Raw genomic sequence first — 18,314 nt, 5'->3', positions numbered from 1 at the left:
TAACAGACCGCCGGGCTATTAACCAGGAGCTGACGTGAACCACGAATTCCGCCGCGCCCGCACCGAGGAGCAGCGCGCCGAGCGCCGCACCGCCATCCTCGCGGCCGCCCGCGGCCTGCTGTACGACGTGCGCGTCGCCGACCTCACCCTCACCGAGCTGGCGAAACGCTCCGGACTCGCGAAGTCGAACGTGCTGCGCTACTTCGAGTCCCGGGAGGCCGTGCTCCTGGAGGTCTACCACCTCGACTTCGTCGACTGGCTCGACGAGCTGGAGCGCACGCTCCCCGCGACGGCCGCCGACGCCGAGTCCGTCGCCGCGGTCCTCGCCGAGTCCGCCGTGCGCCGCTCCCGCATGTGCGAGCTGGCCGCGAACTCCCCCAGCGTCCTCGAACGCAACCTCTCCGGGGACGTCGCGGCCGCCTACAAGCTGTCGTTCGTCGCCAACGCCCACCGGTTCGGCCGCATCGTCGGCGAACGCCTCGGCGGCTACAGCGACACCGCCTCAATGGCCCTGGCGGCCATGGTCATCCTCGGCGTCGGCGGCATCTGGGCGGGCACCCAGCCCTCCCCCGGCATGGCCGCCGCCTACGCCGCCCACCCCGAACTCGCCGTCATGAGCCACGACACCGAGCGCTCCCTCCGCGAGTACATCGCCACGGTCCTCACCGGCCTCGCCCACCGCGAACCCCAATCGGTCCTCAAGCAGAAGGAGACCGGGGCCTGAGCATCCGACCGAAGCGGCGTCACGGTCCGTAGTGAATGTACGGAGCCCATTGCAGAGCCGCGAGGGGGCGGGCGTCGCGCAGCTCCTTCACGATGTCGTGGAGGGCGCGCGCGGTGCCGGAGAAGTCGGGCCCCGTCCCCTCGCCAGGTGCGACAGTGCGGTAGACACGCTCGGAGACCAGCCGGGAGACGCGGTCGCGCACCGCCCAGAGTGTACCGACAGTATGCGGAAAGCCGCCGATCTGCATGGCCGAAGCGAGATGGATCGCCTCGTCGGCCAGGTATACGCCGCCGCGGCCGGTGTCGCACGCCGAAAGGTACGCCATCCGGTTCGGCAGCCGCCGGTTGGCGAGCAGTTCTTCGACGGTCAGTACACCACCGTGGAGGACCAGACCGTTCGAGGCGGGGTCGGTGATGTCGCTGGTGGCGTGGCAGGCGAAGTGGACCCAGGTGTGGGCAGGCAGCAGTTCCAGCACGGCTTCGGGCGTCGCATCTGGTCCGGAAAGGATGGTGGCACCCGGGAACCGCTCATGAAGTTGGGCGACTTCGAGCGCGACACCGGGAAGGTCCGGCACGCCTGCATGTGATGAGTCCACTGCGACGATGAGCCCGCGGCCCGAGTCCGGGCCACTCGACGCGAGGCGGCGCGCATGGGCGAGTGCGCCGATACTCGCCGCGTACGAGGAGACGCAGCGGTCGAGCACCGTCGGAGAAGTCTGGTCAGCGGGCCGGTCGTGATGGCCCGCGGCGTGGATCGGGAGAAAGCTGAGGGCACCCGTCGGGATCCACCACACCCGCGGCGTCTCGCCGCCGCCGACCGCTCCGATCCCGAGCGCGTCGAGCGCCGGTTCGGCGACTGCGTCCCAGAGCCAGCGCAGGACCGCGTCGGCGCGCCGACCGGCCAGCGCCTGATCGATCCTGCGGATCCGGATCGCCTCGTCGAACATGTCGACGTGAAGGGTGAGACTCGTTTCGGTCAGATCGGGGAGTGGGACCGCCTCGGTTCCTCCAGACGTGGTGAGTAGTGCTGAGGAGCCGTAGCGGGAGAAATTGATGGTGACGACGGGTCCCGCCTCGGTCGAGGCAGGTGGTGCGGTGCCGCTGGGGGCATGGAATGCATCGAAACCCTCGATCGTCCTGATCCGGGCCACCACAGCGGCGAGTTCGTTCCGCAGTGCAGGATAGCGGCCGGGCCGAACCAGTGACCTGGCTGCGTCGGGTCCGTTGAGTGCTCGGATCTCCAGTTGCAGTGCTTCGTATTCGGCGGCAAGTTCCGGGAAGCGGTCACGCAGGCCGTCGAGCTGGGCGTGGGTGTGCAGCATCCGGGCGCCGAGGATGTTCCTACCGCGTTCGAGGATCTGAAGCGCCGCAGCCGGGTCCCGGGCGCGGATCGCGCATGCCGCGGCGTCGGTGGCCGCGCCGGGCATGCGTGCCAGTCGCCGTTCCTGATCCTGCCTTTGCAGGTCGGGACCGGACATGAGGGGCATCTGGTCGACGGCGATGGAGAACAGGCGGAGCGCCTCCGTGTACCGGCCCGCGTCGGCTGACCGGGTGGCGCACACGGTGGCGGCAAGGTAGCGGTCATCGGGTTCGGCGTCGCTGTCATCCGCGACGAGAGCCAGGATCGCCAATGCCTCGTCCGCCAGCCGCGGGTCGCCGATGTCGGTCGCCAGGTCGAACAGGATCGGAGCAGAGGACAAGAGTGATCGGATCCGGGCGTTCCCTGGAGGTATCCCGTATGCGGCCCGCAGGTGGGACAGCAGCGTCGTCGTGTCGATCTCGCGCTCGCCAGCGGTTCTGAGGGCCCATTCGAGTGTGCCGAGACTGACTTTGAGGATTCCGGACACGGCGTCGCCGTCGGGAAGCATGCCGATGACCGTTCGGAGGAGTCCGCTCGCTGCGCGGACGATCCCGACGTCGTGATGCTGTTCGTGCGCGCGCAGGGCCGTGGCTGCGAGCCCGGCGAAGATCGTGGTACGGGACAGCGTCAGATGGAGGCGCAGCTCGGTGTCCGCTTCAGCGAGCAGGTCGGCGATCGTGCCCGGCTCTGCCGCGTAATTCAGGTCGTGCAGGTGGACCAGGCAGAATGCGACGAGCACCATCCGCTCCGGCCGGTACGGGTGACCGGCCGGCGTCTGTTCGAGCGCGGTCCTGGCGGCGAGGAATGCTGAGTGGAGGGCGTTGGAGTCCCCTTCGAGCATCCACTTCGTCTGAAGCCCGATGCCCAGATGCCAGTAGTAGCGCCCTGCCTGCGGATGGTTCTCGTCGATCCGCTCGACCGCGCGGGAAGCGGCGAGGATCGCAGCGTCGATCGCCTCGCGGTCGCCGAAGAGCTCGAACGCCTTCAGATGGGCCAACGCCAGATTCGTCCAGGGCATGCCCGGGGTCGTAAGGTCAGGGCTGTGATCGTCGGCCGCAGCGGCCTCCCTCAGAAGGTCGGTGCATTCCTCGAGACTCGCTCGGTCGGGTTCGTGCTGTTGGGACGACAGCAGCGCGGCGGCGAGGTTTCCACGCCGTACGAACCAGTTGGGGTCGTCCCTCGGAGTGGCGGCGACGGCGCGGCGTGCCAGGTCGACCGCGTTCTTCGCGTCGGCGGGGTCACCCGATGCCTCGAACCGGTGGCGATAGGCGGCGCCGAGCATCGACAGGCAGGCCGGATAGCGGCTGCCGAGCCGCTTCCGACTTTTCTGGGCCCCCTTTCCGACCTCGATGAGCTCGTCGAGCACGTCCGAGTCGCCGGTGAAGTCGTGCGTCGCGGTCAAGACCAGCAGATGGTCCGGGTAGAGGTGCACCCCGCGACGGGGAAGCCGATCAGGGTGCTGGAACGCGAACCTGAACATCGCGTACGCCTCGATGAGGCTCGCGGTGTCGGCGGTCCGCTCGTAGTGGGCGTAGAACAGTTGGCCCGCTTCAGCATGACGCTCGACCTGCTCAATCTGCATCGCCGCAGGCATCATGCATGCGATAGCGAGGGTCATCTGCGCGGCGCGCTCGACAACGACGTGCTCCTGGGTAGCGCGGGCGAACAGGACCAGCTGGTCCCGAACGACGAGCGCATGCGTCAGGTCGACGGCTCGATCGGCGGCCAGGAGGCCGAGGGCATCGACCGGCTCGGGAAGGACGCGCCCATCGTCCGCCGGATCGAAGGCGGCAAAGGCGAGGCGGAAGTACTCGGGGCTACGGAGGTGCCGGTATGCGCACCAGACGGCCCAGGCGAATGCGTCGCACAACCGGGTCCGGGTGGGAAGGGTCCCGTCGTTGAACGCGTCTTCGAGTACGGTCAGCAATTCGTTGACCTGGTCGGACGCGATCACAGAGAGGTCGCCCTCTTCCAAGTACGCGGCGACGGCGGCCTCGATGAGTTCGCTGGCCGCTTCGGTGTCGGAGGGAAGCATCCGCCTCAGTCCCCGGCGGGGACCGGTACGCCGTCTTCGGGCCGCGCCTCGACGACCTGGAGCGTCCAATCCGACCCTGCCGAACCACGGCTGACGAGGACCCAGTCCGTGCCGTTCGCCAGTGCGAGGAGTCTGCCGATCTCAGCCAGGTCGTCTTGCCCGAGATTCCGGGGTACGCGCAATGCCGCTTTCATCGGCTCGTCGATCAGGATCAGCCCGGCGTCCGAGTGCTCGCTTCGGGGGTCGGACCGGCGCTCGGCGAATCGGCGCTTCAAGAGCGCGTAGAGGTCTTCGCCGGCCTTCACTGCGATCGTCTGGATCAAGGGGATGAGCACCGTCGCCGCGGCGGCGCCGAGCACCACGTCGGACAGGCTGCGTTCGTGATCATCGACCGCGTCGAGGACGGAGGCCAGTGCATCGGTGTCAATCGCGTCCGGCTCCGGATCGCTTCGACTAGTGCCCATTGAAAAACGGTAGCAGCTCCCGGCCCGTGAACGGGGCCGCGGAAACGGGCTGCTGCGCACGGCCGCAGGCTGCGCTAGCCGTGCCGAATCCGTGCACGATTCGTGCGGCACCGCGGCATGCTCACCGCACCAACGGAAACTCACACCAGGAGTGCGATGTGAACATGCTCAAGTGCCTTCGCGGGGCGGTACTGGCCGCCGCGGTCGTTGCCGCAGCAGTATTGGCAGCGGCGCCCGCACAGGCGATCCCCTCAAGTTGGAGCGGCCCCGATGGGCACTGCACCTACGACACCCCCGACCCTGCACCTGAATGGTGCTCGGGGACCTCTGCGCCGCAGGGTGACATGGCGGCCGCGGCGGCCTACTCCGCACGCGTCGAGAGGCAGGACACCGACTTCTGCCCGTGCACGCTGCCCGACGCATGGGACGGTACCTACTTCGAGCACGATGCCGATGCGTGGGCCGTCAAGATCACCCTCTACACCCCGAACGGGCAGATCGCCGGCAAGATCGAGTTTCACCCCCAAGGGGAATACGTGTACGTGTACGACACCCTTACCGACGGGGTGTCCCTCTTCGCGACGATCAACGGCGAGATCTACCACCCGCAGGGCGGCTACCGCTACGACCTGTCCTTTGCCGAGGGCGCGAACGTCATGGTGTCGATCCACACCTCGAACGGCATCTTCACGTCCGGGCTGGGGAACGCCTGACCGCCCCGGGCGGGCGGATACTGGGCTAGCATTCGTTCAGAGCGAACGGCACCCCCAACAGGGTGCCGTTTCTCGTTCCGGTCGAGGAGAGGGGTCGGGCAGTGGGGGTCATTGCGGTTACCGGGGCCACCGGGCAGTTGGGGGGCCGGGTGGCTCGGGTGCTGGCCGGGCGCGGGGTCGCGCAGCGGCTGGTGGTGCGGGACGCGTCGCGGGCGCCGGTGCTGGCGGGGGCCGAGGTGGCGGTCGCGTCGTTCGAGGACGAGGGGGCGCTGCGGGAGGCGCTGGCGGGGGTGGACACGCTGTTCATGGTGTCCGCGCACGAGAGCGAGGACCGGATGCCCGAGCACCGGAGCGCGGTGCGCGCCGCGGTGGCGGCGGGGGTCGAGCGGGTGGTGTACACGTCCTTCATGGGCGCGTCGCCGCACGCCACGTTCACATTCGCGCGGGAGCACTCGCTGACCGAGCAGCTCATCGTCGAGTCGGGACTGCGGCTCACGGCGCTGCGCAACGCGCTGTACGCGGACATGCTGCCGCTATTCGTCCAGGATGGAGTGATCAAGGGCCCGGCAGGGAAGGGCAGGGTCGCCTGGGTCGCCCGGCACGACGTGGCCCGACTGGCCGCGCAGGTGCTGGTGGACCCGGCGCACGCCAACCGGATCTACGACGTCTCGGGGCCGGAGCCGCTGAGCATGGACGAGTCGGCGCGGATTCTCGGCGGGGTCGTCGGGAGCGAGATCCGGTACGTGGCCGAGACCGACGAGGAGGCGCGTGCGTCGCGGGCCGGGGCCGAGGAGTGGCAGATCGACGGGTGGGCCGGGTCCTACAAGGCCGTCGCGACCGGCGAGACCTCGGTGACCAGCCATACGATCGAGAAAGTGACGGGGCAGCGGCCCTGGACGCTCGCGGAGTTCCTGGACAACGAGCCCGATTCCTGGGCGCACCTTCGCGGCTGAGCGTCAGTGCGCGGCCAGGTGGCAGCGGAAGACCATGCCCATGACGACCGTGCCATCGGGGCGGGTGAGCGAGGTGAAGAGGGTTCGCAGCGCGGATTCGACTGCGGCGCTTCCTGAGTGGCGAACCGCTGCGATCACCGGTCCTGCAGGGAGTTGAGCACCTATGGCTTCCTCAATGGAGGTGTAGTCCACGTCGAACGCGATGTCGAAGGTGGTCGTCGTGGCGAATCCGGCCCGGCGCAGGGTGTCGCCCGCGGCGTCGGGGTCGGTGAGGTCGAACTCGTCCGCGTCCGGGACCTCGTCGTGCGCGGCCAGCGGGTTGATGAGCGCCGCGCTCCGGGCCTGGTCAGGGCCAGCGCCGACTGTGAGGACCGCCCGGTCGGCGCTCACGCGCGCGATCTCGGCGAGGGCGCGGTGCGGGTCGGCGGCGTAGTGGACGGAGTTGAACGCGGTGACGGTGTCGAAGGCGTTGTCGCGGAACGGGAGGCGGCCGAGGTCGCCGACGACGTAGCGCGGTCCGGGGCGGTGGGCGCGGGCGTAGGCGATCAGGCCGGGGGCCGCGTCGAGGCCCGAGACGTGGGCCCCGGTGCGGGCGGCGAGGTCGGCGAAGAGGCCCGCTCCGCAACCGGCGTCGAGGAGGCGAGTGGCCGAGTGCGGTTGCAGCCGTTGCAGGATGCGCTCGTAGAGGGGCAGGATGCGGCCCTCGGCGGTCTCGGCCCAGGACTGCGGGTCGCCGCTCCAGAGCTCGCCCTGGGCCGCTGCGTTCGAGATGGTGTCGGACATGGTTCGACCGTACGGCCGCAGGCCGCTCCCGGTCTTGAACGAACCAGGCGTGGATACTCGGAGGCGTGAACACCCCCGCCGGCGGGCAGAGCCACGTCGAGCGCGCGCCCGGTCCGGCCCTGCGCGGGCTCGTGGCCTCGGCCTGGGTGCAGCGCGTCGGGGCCGGCGCGGCACCGTACGTCCACCGGCACCTTCCCAACGGCGCCATCGAACTCGCCTGCACGGTCGGGGCCGCGCCGCGGGTGGTCGGGCCGCTCACCGCGCCGCTGACGGAGACGATCGCGCCTGGGGCGACCGTGGTCGGCGTCCGGTTCGCGCCCGGCGCGTTCCCCGCGGTCGCAGGACTTCCGGCCTCGGACCTGACGGGGTTCGACGTTGCGGCGGAGGCGGTCTGGGGCCGCACGGCGGTCGAACTCGGGGAGGCGGTCGCGGAGGCCGCGTCGCCGCAAGAGGCACTGGCGGCACTGGAACGTCACGTGTTCGAGCGCGCCCGGGACGGCGGGGAGCCCGATCAGCTGGTGTCAGCGGCGGTGCGAGGCCTGATGCCCTGGCGTGCAAACGATGTGGCCTCGCTACGGGCGACGCTGCACATCTCGGAGACGCAACTGCGGCGCCGCTGCCTGAGCGCCGTCGGGCTCGCACCGAAGGCGCTGCACCGGATGCTGCGGTTCCAGGGGTTCCTGGCCCTCGTCCAGGAGTCGATCGCGCGGCACCGCGCGCCGACCGAGACCCTCGCGCGGCTGGCGACGCGGATCGGGTACGCCGACCAGGCGCACCTGTCGCGCGAGTGCGTGCGGCTCACCGGCGTCCCGCCGCGGGTGTTCCTGGCGCAGACGCGCCTGACCTGCGCTGAGGGGCACGACCATGCGGCCTCGTTCGCGCCGCTGCTCCGGGCCGAACCGGTCACGTCGCGGGGCCCGCGGCCTTGAGGTGCCGGGCGAGGTAGGCGCCGGTGAGGCTGTCCGGTTCGCGGGTGAGGTCGTCGGGCGTGCCGGTGGCGACGACGGTCCCGCCGCGCGTGCCGCCGCCCGGTCCCATGTCGATCACGTAGTCGGCGTTGGCGATCAGGTCCAGGTCGTGCTCGATGACGAGGACCGTCGCGCCGTGCCCGGTGAGCCGGTCGAGCACGCCGAGGAGCGTGCGCACGTCGAGCGGGTGCAGGCCCACGGAGGGCTCGTCGAAGACGAACAGGGCGTCGGTCTGGTCGCGGCCGAGTTCGGAGGCGAGCTTGAGGCGCTGGGCCTCGCCGCCGGAGAGCGCGGGCGTGGCCTCGCCGAGGGTGAGGTAGCCCAGGCCCAGGTCGGCGAGGGTCCGGAGGCGCGTGCCCACCTTCTTCAGGCCCTGGACGCGGTCGAGCGCCTGGGTCGCGGTGAGGGTGAGCAGGTCGGGGAGGGCGATCCCGTCGCGCTCGTAGCGGTGGGCCGCGGGCGCGTAGCGGCAGCCTTTGCAGTCGGGGCAGGCGATGTCGACGTCGGGGAGGAACTGGACGTCGAGCGAGATCTCCCCGGTCCCTTCGCATCTGGGGCAGCGGAGCGAGCCGGTGTTGAAGGAGAAGTCACCCGCGGTGAGGCCGTTCGCCTTCGCGTCCGGAGTGGCGGCCCAGGCGCGGCGCAGGTCGTCGAGGATGCCGGTGTAGGTGGCCACGGTGGAGCGGACGTTCGCGCCGATGGGCGAGGAGTCCACGGTGTGGACGCGGCGGACCGGCCCGGCGTCGACGGCCGCGACATGCGCCGGGAGCGGTTCTTCCGCTAGGCGCGCTTGCAAAGCGGGGATGAGGCTTTCGAGGACCATCGTGGTCTTGCCCGAGCCGGACACGCCGGTGACCGCGGTCAGGCGCCCGGCCGGGAAGTCGAGGCCGAGGGCGTGGACGGTGTGGATCGGCCTGGTGGACAGGGTGATGCGACCAAGAGCGAACACGTCGTCGGCGCGGGCGCGGACGACCGAGGGTTCGCGTCCGGCGAGGAACGGGCCGATGAGCGAGCGCGCGTCGGCGGCGAGCGCGGCGGCGTCGCCGGTCGCGAGCACCTGCCCGCCTTGGGATCCCGAGCCGGGGCCGATCTCGATGAACCAGTCGGCCTCGCGGAGCACCTGGACGTCGTGGTCGACCATGACCACGGAGTTCCCGTCGGCGAGGAGGTCGCGCATGACGGTGATGAGGCCGTCGACATTGGAGGGGTGGAGGCCGATGGAGGGCTCGTCGAGGACGTAAAGCACGCCGGTGGTCTCGTTGCGCACGGCCCGGGTCAGCTGCACGCGCTGCCGCTCCCCCGTGGACAGGGTCGCGCCCGCGCGGTCGAGCGAGAGGTAGTCGAGGCCGAGTCCGATGAGCCGCTTGGCGATCTCCAGGAACTGCGCGGTGATGGTCTCGCCCATCCGGGCCATGTCGGCGGGGAGCGCGGCGACCACCTCGGGAACCCACGTGACGAGTTCGCCGAGGGTCTTGGCGGTGGCCTCGGCGAGGTTCACGCCGTCGACGGTGGTGGAGCGGGCCCGCTCGTTGAGCCTGGTGCCGCCGCATTCGGGGCAGGTCTGGGCGGAGATGAACCGGTTGACGCGGGCGAGGCCCTTCTCGCTGGCGGCGTTGCGGACCGCCTCCTCGACCGCACGCCGGGCGTTGCGGTAGGTGAAGTTCAGGTCGAACAGCTTGCCGCTCTTGGAAGGAACGCGGATCTGGCGCTTGACCTCGGGGCCGTGCATGACCGTGTCGCGCTCCTTCGCGGTGAGGTCGGCGTACGGCACGTCGGTGCGCACGCCCAGTTCGGCGACGACCGCGGGCATGACGGTGAGCCCGAACATGGACCACGGCGCAACCGCACCGTCCTCAATGGTCTTGGACGCGTCCGGAACCAGCGCGTTCTCGTCCACCTCCCGGACCACGCCGGTGCCCTCGCACCGCGGGCAGGCGCCGTCGGAGTTGAACGCGAACGACTCCGCACCCGGCGGCGTGAACTCGGCGCCGCACACCGGGCACGTCAGGTCGGCGCCCGTGGCGACGTCGATCGTCGGCTCCTGCCGGTGCCCGTTGGGGCACAGGTGCGCGCCGAGCCGGGAGTACATGAGCCGCAGGTAGTTCAGCAGCTCGGTGGAGGTCCCGAAGGTGCTGCGCACGGACGGCGCGCCGGGGCGCTGGCGCAGGGCCAGCGCGGCCGGGACGTGCTCGACCGAGTCGACCTCGGCGCGCGGGGCCTGGGCGAGGCGGCGGCGCGTGTAGGTGGAGAGGGCCTCCAGGTAGCGGCGGGAGCCCTCGGCGTAGAGCACGCCGAGCGCGAGCGAGGACTTGCCCGACCCGGAGACGCCCGCGACGGCGACGAGCCTGCGCAGCGGCACCTCGACGTCGATGTCCTTGAGGTTGTGGACCCTCGCCCCGCGCACCGCGATACGCACCGGTGCGCCGTCCCCGTCTCGTCCCATGTCCAGGCCGCCCCTTCCGCCTAGGCCATCTTCGCCGCATCGCGGCCCGAAGGGGCGGTTTTCGTCGGGGCTGGCGGCTAAATCGCTTGCCGCCCCCGGGCGGGGCCGGTTGAATGGCCGGTTATGGACGTGACCGGTGTGGCCGAGCAGCTCGATCTGGGGCGGCCGACACTGCCGCCGACCATGCTCAAGGACGACGAGCAGAACCCGGTGTGGCGGGTCGAGACCGCTTCGGGCCCTTGGGTCGTGAAGGTCATCAAACCGTGGGGCGACTTCTGGCTGCGGATGTCCGCGCAGTCCGGCGCGCTCGAAGCCGCCGCGTGGGATTCCGGCGTCGCGATGCCCGAGCCGCACACGACCGAGCTGGGCGAGGCGGGCCTGTGGCGCCCGATCGACGGGGGCCGGTACGCGCGGGCCGTGCGCTTCCTCGAAGGGGCGCATCCGGAACCGCCCGCCTCGGAGGCGCTCGCCGGGTGGATCGGCGGCGTGGTCGCCGACCTCGCGCGGCTCGGCGTCCCGTCCGACCCGACCGTGGACGGCGACTACCGGACCCACCCGCAGGACGAGTGGGACGACTGGTTCGAGCAGGCCGAGCGCCTCGAAGTACTCAGCGCGGACGAGGTCCGCAGCTTCCGGCGCGCCGTGGACCGGGCGAACGACATGGTCGCGGCCAACCGCGACCTGTGGGAGAAGAAGCAGGTCATGCACCGCGACATGCGGTTCCCGAACATCCTGGTCGGCGCGGACGGGCCGGTGCTGCTCGACTTCGACGCCGCCGGGGCGCAGCTGCCGTGGTGGGAGCTGGTGCAGGCCGCGTTCCAGACCGCGGGGTTCGGCGACGGCTCGCTGGTGCCGGAGCGGCGGATCGTGGCGGCCTGCGTGGCCGGGTACGCGGACGCGGGCGGGGAGGTCGGCCCGGCCGACGAGTCGGCGTTCGCGGGCATGTTCGCGGGCCGGGTGGGCGCGGCGACCTGGCAGATGTGGATGGCGTGCGGGCACCGCGGCGGGAGCCCGGAGTTCCAGGCCGGGTTCGGGCGGATGCTGCGGGAGTCGGTGGCGGCCATGGACGTCACGCTCGCATCGCTCCCGGTCTGGACGGGCTGGCTCGCCTCGTAGCGCCGCCGCGATGAATCCGCGGTGGCCGCCTCGTCTCAATCCGTAGCGCCGGCGTGCAGCCGGCGGTACGACGCGGATTGGAGCGAGGATGAGCAAGGTGCTGAGCCACATGACGATGTCGCTGGACGGCTTCATCGCGCAGCCCGACGACCAGATCGGCGAGCTGTTCGAGTGGTACGGGGCCGGGGACGTGGAGGTCGCCAACCCGAACGAGGGCGTGTCGCTCACGGTGGACGCCGAAAGCGCGGCGTTCCTGAACGAGGTCATCGGGAACTGCGGCGCGCTCGTGGCGGGGCGGCGGCTGTTCGACATGACCAGCGGATGGGGCGACCGGCACCCGGTGGGGGCGCCGGTCGTGGTCGTCTCGCACGGCGTGCCCGAGGACGCCGCGGAGCGGTGGCCGAGGACGGTGTTCGCCGACGGCGTGAAGGAAGCGCTCGAAAAGGCGCAGGAGATCGCCGGGGACCGGGACGTGACGATCGCCAGCGCGAACGTCACGCAGCAGGCGCTGGCGCTGGGCCTGGTGGACGAGGTGTGCGTGAGCCTGGTGCCGGTGCTGTTCGGGGAGGGCGTGCCGTACTTCGCGGCCTTCGACACGGGGCACCTGCTGCTGGAGGACCCGGTGGTGGTCCAGGGGCGGCGCGCGGTGCACCTGCGGTACCCGGTGCGGCGGCCCGCGGGCGGCTGAGCCGGAGCACGGATGCGGCCGGGTGGCAGGCCCGGCCTTTCGGCGTGCCCGTGTGACCGATCCTCGGGCTTACCGGTCGGCCAGTCGGGGCCGCGTGGGGCGCGCCATAGGATGGGCGCATGAAGATCTGGATCGCTCATGAAGCGGGGCTGCCGCACCTCGGAGTCCTCCCCGACGGCGCCGAGGTCGAGGTCTGGGACGGCGGCGAGTTCCCCTCCGACCCGGCCGACGTGAAGCTGCTGGTCGCGGGGGGCGGCGGCGTGGACGAGCGGGCGCTCGCGGCGATGACGGGGCTGACGGCGGTGCAGATCCTGAGCGCCGGGGCCGAGAAGTGGATCCCGATCATGCCCGCGGGGGTCGCGTTGTGCGACAACCGGGGCGCGCACACCGAGACGACTGCCGAGTGGATCCAGGCGGCGACGCTCGCGTCGATCCGCCGGTTCGACGCGTTCGCGCGGAACCAGGCGGAGCGGAAGTGGGCGACGGCGTTCACCGGGACGCTGACGGGCGCGACCGCGGTCATCGTGGGCGCCGGGTCGATCGGCGAGTCGGTGGCGCGGCGGTTCGCGGCGAGCGACGTGAACGTCGTGAAGATCGCCCGCACCGCGCGGCCGGGCGTGGGGACGGTCGAGGACCTGCCCGACGTGCTGCCGAAGGCGGACGTCGTGGTCATCATCGTGCCGCTGACGCCCGAGACGGACGGCCTGGTGGACGCGGCGTTCCTCGCGCACATGAAGGACGGCGCGCTCCTGGTCAACGCCGCGCGCGGGCGCGTGGTGGACACCGACGCGCTGACTGCCGAGGTGGCCTCGGGGCGCCTGCGGTGCGCGCTCGACGTGACCGAGCCCGAGCCGCTTCCGGCCGACCACGAGCTGTGGGGCCTGGAGGGCGCGCTCATCACCCCGCACGTGGGCGGCGCGGTCGCCGGGTTCGTCTCGCGGGTCTACCCGCCGGTCGGCGAGCAGATCCGCCGTCTCGCGGCGGGCGAGCCGCTCGCCAATACGGTCGTGAACGGCTACTGACCTCAGGCGGTGCCGAAGCGCGCTGCGGAGCGCGCCTTGGCCTTCGCGGCCTCCTCCTCTCTGTCCCGGGGCGGCGCGGCGGTCACGAGGGAGTCCAGCAGCTCCCTGGTGGCGGCGGCGACCGCCTCGACCGCTTTGTCGAACGCCTCCTGGTTGGCCTTCGACGGCTTCGCCGACCCGCTCAGTTTGCGCACGTACTGGAGCGCCGCGGCGGCGACCTCTTCATCGGTGGCGACGGGGTCGAGGTTGAACAGGGTCTGGATGCTTCGGCACATGCCCCAAGCCTGACACGGGCCACCGACAGTCCGCAGCCGCGTCGCTGACCTGCTTCGATACCGGAAGTTTTCAATACTTCTGGTATTCAGTACTTTCGGTATGCTACGGTGGCGGGCATGAGCGACCCTGTCGGCGGCTCTGCCGAACCCGCCAAGCGCCTCCCCCGCGACGAGGTGCGCCGCCGCATCCTGGCCGCGGCCGCGGCCGAGTTCACCGCGCGCGGCTACGACGACGCGCGGCTCGACGCCATCGCGCAGGCGGCCGGATTCACCAAGGGCGCGGTCTACTCCAACTTCGGCGGCAAGCGGGAGCTGTTCGCCGCCGTCCTCACCGAGCGCGCCGACGCCGAGCACGAGGCCGTCAAGGCCGATGTGGACGGCGTCGGGATCGGCGCGGCCGTGGAGGCCGCCGCCGCCCGCGTCGCGGGCCGCATCGCCGGGGACCCCGAGCGGGGCGCGCTCGGCCTGGAGTTCGCCGCGCGGGCCACCCGGGACGAGCAGGTCCGCGAGGTCTTCGCTCCGATGCGCCGCGCCCAGCGCGAGGCCGCTGGCGAAGCGGTGGCCGCCGTCGCCGCGCAGACCGGCGCTCAGCTCACTGTGGACCCTGCGCTCGCGGGGATCATCCTGCACTGCTTGACCAACGGCCTGTCGATGGAGCACCTGGCCGACCCCGAGGCGCTCGACGCCGCGACCGTCGAGCGCGCGCTCGCCGCGGTCATGACCCTGCTGACCGGCGACCAGGAGCGCTGAGAGGACCCTCCCCCACCGCATCCCGCCCCGGCCCCGGCCGGAGGCGCGGCCCGACCTCACCCTCGTTCCGCTGCAAAGGAATCGTCACGTGCGCCACCACTACGTCGACTGGATCAGGAACCTGTGCATCCTGTTCCTGTTCGCCTTCCACACCGCCCGCTTCTTCAACGCCGACGCCACCGAGACCTCCTTCTACCTCAAGGGCGGGGAGAACGCGTTCTCCACGTACCTCGTGTATGCCTCCTCGTTCTGGTTCACGCCGCTGCTGTTCCTCATCGCCGGGATGTCCGCGTACTTCGTGCTCAAGCGCCGCTCCGCCGGGGCGTTCGCGAAGGAGCGGACGATGCGCCTGGCCGTGCCGTTCCTGTTCGGCTGCCTGGTGATCGTGCCGCCGCAGTCCTACTACGCGCTGCGGTTCCACGAGGGGTACAACGGGAGCTACTGGGACTTCCTCGGCTCGTACTTCACCGACTTCGCCGACTGGGACCCGCTGACCGGCCTGTCCCCCGCGCACCTGTGGTTCATCGCGTTCCTGTTCGTCATGAGCGTCGCCGCACTGCCGCTCATGCGGTGGACCGTGAAGCGCGAGTACTCGCCGAAGTGGATGCGCGACCCGCGCCTGCTGTTCGCGGCCAGCGCGGGCCTCGCGCTCCTGGCGCTCCTGCCCGCGCCGGGGGGCAAGAGCCTCTTCGTGTCCGCCGGGTACTTCCTGCTCGGGTTCTTCATCGCCACCGACGACGCGATCACCGCGGGGATCGAGCGGAACCGGCACGTCTTCGGGCTCATCGCCCTCGCGGGGACCGCGGCGATCGTGGTCGAGGAGGCCACGGTCGGGCGCCAGAGCGACCTGCTCTCGGTGCTGTGGCACCACCCGGTGTACTGGGCGGTGCTCCTGGCGTTCCTCGGCTACGGCAGGCGGCACCTCAACCGCCCCAACGCGTTCATCACCTACCTGACGCAAGCGTCGTTCCCCGTCTACATCGTCCACCAGACGTACCTGGTCGTCGCCGCGTACTACGTGTTCCGGGTGAGCGACCACGGCGTCCTCCCGTACCTGGCGATCGCGTTGGGCGCGTTCGCCCTCAGCATCGCCACGTACGAGGCGAACCGCCGCTGGAACCCGGCGCGGGCCCTGTTCGGGCTCAGGAGCGCGCCGCGGCCCGCGCCGGCGATGGCGGAGAGCCGCTAGGCGAGCGCGGCCTCCACGCGGGCCTCGCCGGGTTCGACGAGCGCGACGTCGGCCCGGCGGTCCCCCGCGGTGATCCGGTAGTCCCCGAGGAAGCCGGTGAAGCGCAGGCGGCCCTCGGCGTCCGTGGTGAGCACGGTGCGCGGGGTGCCCCACTCCTCGTTGACGAGGCGGTGGAGACGGTCGTAGGAGGGCTTGGGGGTGCCGTCGGCGCGGACGAGGCCGCCGGGGGCGCCGAGCCACATGCCCGCGTCGTTCATGCCCCAGTAGGTGACCGCCTCGACGGAGGGGTGCGCGAGGAGCGTCCGGTAGTGGCGTTCGATCTCGTCCGCTTGGCGCGCTTCGCCTTCGGGCGTGGAGGGCCACGAGTCGACCACGTGGTCGTTCAGGTCGACGATTTCAGGCGGCATGATGTCGCCCGAGACGATCGTGGTCTCGGTGAAGTGGATCGGGAGGCCGTACCGTGAGAACCGGTCCAGGACCGCCTCGGTCTTCTCCTCGCCCCAGTAGCCCTGGTGCATGTGGCTCTGGAGGCCGAGCGCGTCGATGCGGATACCGGCTTCGAGGACGCCCTCGATGAGGCACTCGTAGGCCGCGGACATGTCGAAGTCGTTGAGCAGCAGCGTCGCCGAGGGGTTCGCCTCCCGGGCGGCGTCGAAGACCATGCGCACCATGGGGATGCGGCCGATGTCGCGGCACAGGCGGGTAATGCCGTTGTCGTACTTGTCGAAGATCGGCATGATCACGACCTCGTTGATGACGTCCCACATGTCGATGGCGCCCGCGAAGCCGCCCACCTCCCGCTCGATGCGCTCGACCTGGGCGCGCGCGATCGATTCGTTGTCGAGGTCGAGGAGCCAGTCCGCGGTGACGGTGTGCCAGGCGAGCGGGTGGCCCTTGACGGGGTGGCCGCGCTCGGCGAACCAGCGGGCGGCCTTGAGGAGGCGCTCGGTGTCGGGCCTGCCGCGCTCGGGTTCGTAGCGGCCCCAGTAGAACGGGAGGGTCGCGAAGTTGAAGACCCCTTCCCACAGCTCGGCGTTGCGGGCGGCGCCCTCGGGGTCGGCGGCGGTGCCGTTCGCGTGGTCGATCAGGTCGAACCCGATGCACCCGAACAGGAACCGGTGCCGGGTCTGTTCGAGGACGACCTCGCGGTCCGCGAGGGGCTCGCCGTCGAGGGTGAGGGCGACCGTCGCGTCGGCGGTCCGGTGCCGGAACCGTCCGGAAGTTTCTGACATCTCGGGGCTGCCTTCCATGGAATTATCGGTGCACCCGTATTCCAGCAGCCGCGCGCCCTCACGTCAAGGGCGGCGGGCGAGGTCCCGCGAGAGATGGGACCGGGCGGGACCGTGCGCGGCGAGGCGCCGGAGGTCGGCCCGGTTGTCGTACATCAGCTGCACGTGGAAGTAGTTGACGTGCTCCAGGACCGCGAACAGCGCGAAGCCCAGGCCGAGGAAGGCCGACCGGCCCGGATCGGCGACCGCGGACCAGCCGGTGAAGAGGACGGCGGCGACGAGCACGGCCGGGTTGGCCCGGAGCGCGGCCGCGAAGACCACCGCCCCGGGCAGGGGGCCGCCCGCGTCGATCTGGCGCAGCTTCGCCGCCCAGTACGCGGCGCCCTGTACCAGGAGCAGCGCGAACGCCGCGAACCCGGTGAGGTTCGCGGCGCTCGCGGGGAGTCCGAGGAGGCCGAACCAGACGAACGCCTGGAGCGGGATGTTCACGAGTTCGAGTGCGGCGAGCGATCGGAGGCGCTTGCGCACGAGGAGTCGGGGAGGCACCCCGCCAACCTACCTACCAGGCGTACGCCTCCGGAGCGGCACCGCCGGGGCCGGGGAACAGCCCGTCGAGGGTCTTCAGGTCCTCGTCGGTGAGCTCGACGTCGAGTGCGGCGACGGCGTCTTCGAGCTGGCTCATGGTGCGGGGGCCGATGATCGGGCCCGTGACGCCGGGCTGGCGCAGGACCCACGCGAGGCCGAGGACCGCGGGCGCGATGCCCTTGGCCGCGGCGAGGGCCTCGTACGCCTCCAGGGCCGGGCGGTGCTCCTCGATGCGGGCGGCCATGTGGGCGGTCGCGCGCCGGCCGGTCTCGGCGGCCTTCGCGAGGACGCCGCCGAGGAGCCCACCCGCGAGCGGGGACCACGGGATGACGCCGAGGCCGTACTGCTGCGAGGCCGGAATGACCTCCAACTCGATGTTGCGGTTGACGAGGCTGTAGATCGACTGCTCGGAGACGAGGCCGAAGCTGCCGCGCTTGGCGGCCTGCTCGTTGGCCTGCGCGATCATCCAGCCCGCGAAGTTCGAGGAGCCGGAGTAGACCACTTTGCCCTGCGCGACGAGGACTTCGATCGCCTCCCAGATCTCCTCCCAGCGGACCGTGCGGTCAATGTGGTGGAACTGGTAGAGGTCGATGCGGTCGGTCTGGAGGCGCTTGAGGGACGCCTCGACTTGGGCGCGGATGCTGTACGCCGACAGGCCGCGGTCGTTCACGGCGTCGCTCATGGCGCCGTACACCTTGGTGGCGAGGACGACCTGGTCGCGGGCCTCGGGGCGGGCGGCGAACCAGCGGCCGATGATCTCCTCGGTCCAGCCCTTGCGGTCGCGGCCGTACACGTTCGCGGTGTCGAAGAAGTTCACGCCGAGTTCGAGCGCGCGGTCCATGATCCGGTGCGCGTCGGCCTCCTCGGTCTCCGGCCCGAAGTTCATGGTGCCGAGGACGATGCGCGAGACCTTGACGCCCGCGCGGCCCAGCTGGGTGTATTCCATGGTTCCTCCATTGGTCAGGACCGATCCTAGTCCGCGCAGAAAGCCCTTTCACGGCGGCGCGAACGAGGGCCC

General features: G+C 71.1%; 17 protein-coding genes. 9 read left to right on the top strand and 8 right to left on the bottom strand.

The window, feature by feature from the left end; translation table 11 throughout:
- Positions 1-34 precede the first annotated feature (34 nt).
- Positions 35-724, top strand: coding sequence for a TetR family transcriptional regulator (locus tag AB0A65_RS10310; RefSeq protein ID WP_359949428.1), 690 nt, complete (start codon positions 35-37; stop codon positions 722-724).
- Between the two features lie 19 nt (positions 725-743).
- On the opposite strand, the gene AB0A65_RS10305 is transcribed toward AB0A65_RS10310, so the two are convergent.
- On the bottom strand, positions 744-4,118 hold the full coding sequence (locus AB0A65_RS10305) for a CHAT domain-containing protein (protein WP_359949425.1): 3,375 nt from the start codon (positions 4,116-4,118) through the stop codon (positions 744-746).
- Positions 4,119-4,123: 5 nt separating this feature from the next.
- The gene (locus AB0A65_RS10300) at positions 4,124-4,582 is read right to left on the bottom strand and encodes a hypothetical protein (RefSeq protein WP_359949422.1); all 459 of its coding nucleotides are present in this window, start codon (positions 4,580-4,582) and stop codon (positions 4,124-4,126) included.
- Between the two features lie 158 nt (positions 4,583-4,740).
- Here AB0A65_RS10300 and AB0A65_RS10295 point away from each other — a divergent pair, with 158 nt between their 5' ends.
- Positions 4,741-5,295 (top strand): hypothetical protein, encoded by a 555-nt coding sequence (locus AB0A65_RS10295; RefSeq protein WP_359949419.1) that lies wholly within the window; start codon positions 4,741-4,743, stop codon positions 5,293-5,295.
- Positions 5,296-5,357: 62 nt separating this feature from the next.
- A complete protein-coding gene (locus AB0A65_RS10290; RefSeq protein WP_359949416.1) occupies positions 5,358-6,248 on the top strand; it encodes an SDR family oxidoreductase in 891 nt (296 codons plus the stop codon).
- Positions 6,249-6,251: 3 nt separating this feature from the next.
- Here the strand turns inward: AB0A65_RS10290 and AB0A65_RS10285 are convergent, their stop codons facing one another.
- Positions 6,252-7,031 (bottom strand): class I SAM-dependent methyltransferase, encoded by a 780-nt coding sequence (locus tag AB0A65_RS10285; protein ID WP_359949413.1) that lies wholly within the window; start codon positions 7,029-7,031, stop codon positions 6,252-6,254.
- Positions 7,032-7,096: 65 nt separating this feature from the next.
- Between AB0A65_RS10285 and AB0A65_RS10280 the strand changes: the two genes are divergently transcribed.
- A complete protein-coding gene (locus AB0A65_RS10280) occupies positions 7,097-7,960 on the top strand; it encodes a DUF6597 domain-containing transcriptional factor (RefSeq protein WP_359949410.1) in 864 nt (287 codons plus the stop codon).
- Here the strand turns inward: AB0A65_RS10280 and AB0A65_RS10275 are convergent.
- A complete protein-coding gene (locus AB0A65_RS10275) occupies positions 7,935-10,442 on the bottom strand; it encodes an excinuclease ABC subunit UvrA (RefSeq protein ID WP_359949407.1) in 2,508 nt (835 codons plus the stop codon). The two genes, AB0A65_RS10280 and AB0A65_RS10275, sit on opposite strands and share 26 nt — an antisense overlap.
- Positions 10,443-10,565: 123 nt before the next feature.
- Here AB0A65_RS10275 and AB0A65_RS10270 point away from each other — a divergent pair, with 123 nt between their 5' ends.
- From AB0A65_RS10270 to AB0A65_RS10260, 3 genes are all read left to right on the top strand, one after another.
- Positions 10,566-11,558 carry an aminoglycoside phosphotransferase family protein gene (locus tag AB0A65_RS10270; protein WP_359949404.1) on the top strand — a complete coding sequence of 331 codons (993 nt, stop codon included), beginning with the start codon at positions 10,566-10,568 and terminating at the stop codon, positions 11,556-11,558.
- Positions 11,559-11,646: 88 nt separating this feature from the next.
- Positions 11,647-12,246 (top strand): dihydrofolate reductase family protein, encoded by a 600-nt coding sequence (locus AB0A65_RS10265; protein ID WP_359949402.1) that lies wholly within the window; start codon positions 11,647-11,649, stop codon positions 12,244-12,246.
- Between the two features lie 119 nt (positions 12,247-12,365).
- A complete protein-coding gene (locus tag AB0A65_RS10260; RefSeq protein WP_359949399.1) occupies positions 12,366-13,268 on the top strand; it encodes a 2-hydroxyacid dehydrogenase in 903 nt (300 codons plus the stop codon).
- Between the two features lie 2 nt (positions 13,269-13,270).
- On the opposite strand, the gene AB0A65_RS10255 is transcribed toward AB0A65_RS10260, so the two are convergent.
- Positions 13,271-13,543: a DUF2277 domain-containing protein gene (locus tag AB0A65_RS10255; RefSeq protein ID WP_359949396.1), complete on the bottom strand. Its 273-nt coding sequence runs from the start codon at positions 13,541-13,543 to the stop codon at positions 13,271-13,273.
- Between the two features lie 117 nt (positions 13,544-13,660).
- Here AB0A65_RS10255 and AB0A65_RS10250 point away from each other — a divergent pair, with 117 nt between their 5' ends.
- Positions 13,661-14,293, top strand: a complete 633-nt coding sequence (locus AB0A65_RS10250; protein ID WP_359949393.1) for a TetR/AcrR family transcriptional regulator — start codon at positions 13,661-13,663, stop codon at positions 14,291-14,293.
- A gap of 88 nt (positions 14,294-14,381) precedes the next feature.
- A complete protein-coding gene (locus AB0A65_RS10245; RefSeq protein ID WP_359949390.1) occupies positions 14,382-15,482 on the top strand; it encodes an acyltransferase in 1,101 nt (366 codons plus the stop codon).
- Here AB0A65_RS10245 and AB0A65_RS10240 read toward each other — a convergent pair.
- The 3 genes from AB0A65_RS10240 to AB0A65_RS10230 all read right to left on the bottom strand — a co-directional run bounded on the left by AB0A65_RS10240 (position 15,479) and on the right by AB0A65_RS10230 (position 18,242).
- Positions 15,479-16,714 carry an endo-1,4-beta-xylanase gene (locus tag AB0A65_RS10240; RefSeq protein WP_359949387.1) on the bottom strand — a complete coding sequence of 412 codons (1,236 nt, stop codon included), beginning with the start codon at positions 16,712-16,714 and terminating at the stop codon, positions 15,479-15,481. The genes AB0A65_RS10245 and AB0A65_RS10240 overlap by 4 nt on opposite strands.
- A 63-nt stretch (positions 16,715-16,777) precedes the next feature.
- Positions 16,778-17,257, bottom strand: a complete 480-nt coding sequence (locus tag AB0A65_RS10235) for a hypothetical protein (protein WP_359949384.1) — start codon at positions 17,255-17,257, stop codon at positions 16,778-16,780.
- Positions 17,258-17,270: 13 nt separating this feature from the next.
- Positions 17,271-18,242, bottom strand: a complete 972-nt coding sequence (locus AB0A65_RS10230) for an aldo/keto reductase (RefSeq protein WP_359949381.1) — start codon at positions 18,240-18,242, stop codon at positions 17,271-17,273.
- Between the last annotated feature and the right edge of the window lie 72 nt (positions 18,243-18,314).

It is taken from the genome of Glycomyces sp. NPDC047010 (genome assembly GCF_040644205.1).
Classification (GTDB): Bacteria; Actinomycetota; Actinomycetes; order Mycobacteriales; family Micromonosporaceae; genus Glycomyces.
The sequence above is the reverse complement of the archived record's forward strand: the minus strand, read 5'-3'. Positions and strand labels throughout refer to the sequence as shown.

What these genes read in the sequence shown, in the direction of transcription:
- AB0A65_RS10305 (WP_359949425.1), bottom strand. Translation starts at nt 4,118, where the DNA reads ATGCTTCCCTCCGACACCGAAGCGGCCAGCGAACTCATCGAGGCCGCC.
- AB0A65_RS10300 (WP_359949422.1), bottom strand. Translation starts at nt 4,582, where the DNA reads ATGGGCACTAGTCGAAGCGATCCGGAGCCGGACGCGATTGACACCGAT.
- AB0A65_RS10285 (WP_359949413.1), bottom strand. Translation starts at nt 7,031, where the DNA reads ATGTCCGACACCATCTCGAACGCAGCGGCCCAGGGCGAGCTCTGGAGC.
- AB0A65_RS10275 (WP_359949407.1), bottom strand. Translation starts at nt 10,442, where the DNA reads ATGGGACGAGACGGGGACGGCGCACCGGTGCGTATCGCGGTGCGCGGG.
- AB0A65_RS10270 (WP_359949404.1), top strand. Translation starts at nt 10,566, where the DNA reads ATGGACGTGACCGGTGTGGCCGAGCAGCTCGATCTGGGGCGGCCGACA.
- AB0A65_RS10265 (WP_359949402.1), top strand. Translation starts at nt 11,647, where the DNA reads ATGAGCAAGGTGCTGAGCCACATGACGATGTCGCTGGACGGCTTCATC.
- AB0A65_RS10260 (WP_359949399.1), top strand. Translation starts at nt 12,366, where the DNA reads ATGAAGATCTGGATCGCTCATGAAGCGGGGCTGCCGCACCTCGGAGTC.
- AB0A65_RS10255 (WP_359949396.1), bottom strand. Translation starts at nt 13,543, where the DNA reads ATGTGCCGAAGCATCCAGACCCTGTTCAACCTCGACCCCGTCGCCACC.
- AB0A65_RS10250 (WP_359949393.1), top strand. Translation starts at nt 13,661, where the DNA reads ATGAGCGACCCTGTCGGCGGCTCTGCCGAACCCGCCAAGCGCCTCCCC.
- AB0A65_RS10240 (WP_359949387.1), bottom strand. Translation starts at nt 16,714, where the DNA reads ATGTCAGAAACTTCCGGACGGTTCCGGCACCGGACCGCCGACGCGACG.
- AB0A65_RS10230 (WP_359949381.1), bottom strand. Translation starts at nt 18,242, where the DNA reads ATGGAATACACCCAGCTGGGCCGCGCGGGCGTCAAGGTCTCGCGCATC.